This is a genomic window from Waterburya agarophytonicola KI4, assembly GCF_020640915.1.
Classification (GTDB): domain Bacteria; phylum Cyanobacteriota; class Cyanobacteriia; order Cyanobacteriales; family Xenococcaceae; genus Waterburya; species Waterburya agarophytonicola.
In genome coordinates this window covers 1-3,760 of sequence record NZ_JADWDC010000133.1, presented here as the reverse complement: position 1 = coordinate 3,760, position 3,760 = coordinate 1, and the positions used below count along the sequence as shown (strand labels likewise).

Below are 3,760 nucleotides of genomic sequence, written 5' to 3'. Positions count from 1 at the left end.
TTTCGCTATGGAATTCTTTTTCTGTTTCTCTTGAAGGCTACTTGTTCTTGAGGACAGCTCAAAACGAGCAACAAGTAGGCAATAAATTAATTTTACTTGCTGGGTAAATATAATAGATATTATATACTAACGTTGCGATTTTAATCTATTACACATAATTTTAAAAAAATCTGAATATGGCGTGTAGATCTAAAATATTTAGGCAAAATCGATTTAATATTAATTTAGTTTGAGAAGAAATTAGTCGTGAGTGAAATAAATAAATCAGAAATACGTCAAAGATTGGGGAATATTTCTCAATTACAAGATATTTTATTTGGGGAGCAAATAAAAGAATACGATCGCAAATTAGAGGAATATAATCATAAACTCAATCATCTTGAAAGTAATCTTCACAAGATAGATTTGCTCTTAGAAGAACGCTTGGGAGAATTAGAGTATAAAATAATTCATCAAATAAATTTAGTTGAAAATTCTTTAGATAAAAAAATAAAATATCTTAATATTACTAGTCAAGAAGAAAAACAAAAAATCAGAAAAGACTTAAGCGACCTTGCTCAAAAAGCCAGCAATAATATCGATTATGTTCAAGAGAGTATCAAAAATCAAACCAGCAATTTAAAGAATGAAATAACCCAATCTAAAACTGCTTTAGATCGAGAAATACAATTATTAAAACAACAGATAACAAATAAATTAGATTCTAGTTTTTCAGAATTGTCTACAGGAAAAGTTTCTCGTAGCGACCTGGCAGAAGTGCTATTTGAGCTGTGTATAAAATTGAAAGATACTAATGTAAATCTTGAATTAGCTGAAAGCGAAGCAATCCAAACCCATGTCGATCTTATATTACCAGAAGAAAAATCAACAGTAAATTGAGATTCGATAAACTATTAATTGATGCAACAATTAAATAACTGATGTTACGCCGCATAAGAACGAAAGAAAAATTAAAAAATTAATAGTTAAGGCATTGTGTAAAAATAACTCGAACATTTTTTAAATAGAAGCTATATTCACAAAGGGGTTCAATTGAAATTTGTACAACTTATTTTTACATGACTCCTTAGGTGTTAAAAGGTGGATCTCTGAACTTAATTATTTTAGCAGGATTACCCACCGCAGTCGCATAATCAGGAATATTCCTGATTACAACCGTACCTGCACCAATCGTACACCACTTGCCAATACGAATCGAAGGAATTACCACTGCGCCCGCACCTATATGTGTTCCTTCTCCCACTTTTACGTGACCGCATAAAGTTGCGTGGGGGGAAATATGGGCATAATCACCAATTTCATTATCATGATCGATACTAGCGGCAGTATTAACCAAAACGTGCCTTCCTACCTTAGCAGCAGATTGTACGATCGCACCTTGCAAAATAACAGTACCTTCTCCGACAGAGGCTTTGGCAGAAATAATAGTTGTGCCGTGAATTGCTTGACCATATTCTGCGTTATCTCGAAGCATAAGGTCTAATTCGGCTCGTCTAAAATTATCTCCTACACTAATAATCAGAGGCGCATCTAATTTCGGAAAGCTTTCACCCTGAACTCGAACACCAGAATTGATCGTCATCGTCTTTAGTTTAGCTTCAGAAGGTTTATCGTCAAAAACTCCTGAGACTTCTACTCCAATACTATTGAGTATATCTGTAATAACTTTAGAATGACCGCCAGCTCCGTATAAGTACATATAAGTTAAATATGTTGAATTGAAATTATAATTTTAATTATGGAAGCGTGAATTACACATATCTTTATTTCGCCACTATATCATCGGCTATTTAAGAACGGTAGGAATTTATTGCTGTTCGATCTTAAAAAGAATCTTATAAGTTCTTCAAAAGTAAACATAGGGATCTCTATCTTTACTTATAGTCATACTCTTTAGATCTGTCGCAAAATGTAGATCATAATTAAATTATTAAATTTTTCGATCCATAACAAAGTAAATTCTATGACAGATTCAGTTAAACCTATCGCCCCTATTACTTTGCCCAACGTACAACATCCCGAACAAGAAGAAGAATGGCTTAGAAAGTCTCTACATACTTGGCTAGATGAAGAATTTTTACCTGAAACAGTAAATGGCAAAATAGCTCAAAGGGCTGCCAAAATATTTGTACGTCAACGTATGGAAGGAGAAAACGATTTAGGTTCGTTAGTAATTGCGATTATCGCTGAAATGCGAGCTTTTGATTTCAGTCGTAGTTTTTATAGCGAGTTTGCGGTAGCTAATGCAGTGAGCGATTTAATTTTAGATAGTTTAGGAATAGATCGCTGTTGCGGTGGATAACTTCGATAATCAACAAGCAATGAGTAAGTTTGCCTGGATGAATAATTGGAAAAATCGCGCATCAAAAAATATAGATGATGCCACACAACGCTTAAAAAAACTATTGCCTGTCGATCTCGTTGCCCAAAAAGCTAGCGATTGGTTTAGTGTTAGTGACGAACAAGTAGCAGAGATAATCACTACTATTAGAGACAAGTTGCCAACAACAGAAGCATTATTAATTGGCAAACCCCAATCTGGAAAAAGTTCTATAGTGCGAGGCTTAACAGGAGTATCCGCAGAAATTGTCGGACAAGGTTTTCGCCCTCATACTCAAAACACTGAAAGATACGCTTATCCTTCAGACGATCTTCCTCTACTAATCTTTACTGATACAGTAGGACTAGGAGATATAAATAATGACACGCAAAATATTGTTGAAGAATTAGAAGAAGAGTTAAAACAAGAAACCAAACGTGCCAGAATTTTAATTCTTACAGTAAAAATCAGTGATTTTGCTACCGATACTTTACGACAGGTAATTCAAAAGCTCAGAAAAAATTATTCTAATATTCCCTGCTTGTTAGTTGTAACTTGCTTACACGAAGTATATCCATCGGATATGTCAGATCATCCAGCATATCCCCCCGATTATGAGGCAATTAATCGAGCTTTTACTGCGATCGAGGAAGACTTCAACGAATTGGAATTGTGCGATCGTGCAGTAATGATTGACTTCACTCTAGAAGAAGACGGGTATGATCCAACCTTCTATGGTTTAGAAGCATTAATCGATGCTTTAGCTGAATTACTACCCGAAGCCGAATCACAAACTATCTATCAACTATTAGACAATAGCGTCAGTGATGAATTAAGTAATCTCTATCGAGATACAGCCAGACGTTACTTGTTAGCTTTTTCTACAATGGCTGGAACTTTAGCTGCTGTACCTTTACCTTTTGCTACGATGCCAGTCTTAACAGCATTACAAGTATCTCTAGTAGGGTTATTAGGCAAATTATACGGACAAAAGTTATCCCCTTCTCAAGCAGGTGGTATTGTAAGTGCGATCGCTGGAGGATTCTTTGCTCAAGCCATAGGAAGAGAGTTAATCAAATTTATTCCTGGATTTGGTAGTGTAATCGCTGCATCCTGGGCAGCAGCTTATACTTGGTCTCTTGGAGAAGGGGCTTGTGTTTACTTTGGCGATCTTATGGGAGGAAAAAAACCCGACCCTAAGAAAATTCAATCAGTAATGAAAGAAGCATTCTCTTCGGCAAAGGAGCAATTTAAAGACATACAGTAATCGGTTATTTCAAATGTTTCGATATATTGCAAAAACTTTCACAGTTTTTTTAATCTCAAAATCATAAGGGAAAACTATTTGAGCGTTCGAAAAGAATCAATTCCAGAAATAATTTACCAAAGGGGTTGACTTTCTGATTCAAGTTCCCTATATTGGTAAATGCGCGGTTGAGA

4 protein-coding genes are annotated in these 3,760 nt (G+C 35.1%); 3 read left to right on the top strand and 1 reads right to left on the bottom strand.

Annotated features, from left to right (window positions below):
- Window positions 1-246: 246 nt before the first annotated feature.
- On the top strand, window positions 247-879 hold the full coding sequence (locus I4641_RS23415) for a hypothetical protein (RefSeq protein WP_229642996.1): 633 nt from the start codon (window positions 247-249) through the stop codon (window positions 877-879).
- A 187-nt stretch (window positions 880-1,066) separates the two neighbouring features.
- Here I4641_RS23415 and I4641_RS23410 read toward each other — a convergent pair whose 3' ends face one another.
- Window positions 1,067-1,699, bottom strand: a complete 633-nt coding sequence (locus I4641_RS23410; RefSeq protein WP_229642995.1) for an acetyltransferase — start codon at window positions 1,697-1,699, stop codon at window positions 1,067-1,069.
- A 264-nt stretch (window positions 1,700-1,963) separates the two neighbouring features.
- Here I4641_RS23410 and I4641_RS23405 point away from each other — a divergent pair, with 264 nt between their 5' ends.
- Window positions 1,964-2,302, top strand: a complete 339-nt coding sequence (locus I4641_RS23405; RefSeq protein ID WP_229642994.1) for a DUF8822 family protein — start codon at window positions 1,964-1,966, stop codon at window positions 2,300-2,302.
- Between the two features lie 19 nt (window positions 2,303-2,321).
- Window positions 2,322-3,587, top strand: a complete 1,266-nt coding sequence (locus I4641_RS23400; protein WP_229642993.1) for a YcjF family protein — start codon at window positions 2,322-2,324, stop codon at window positions 3,585-3,587.
- Window positions 3,588-3,760: the final 173 nt, after the last annotated feature.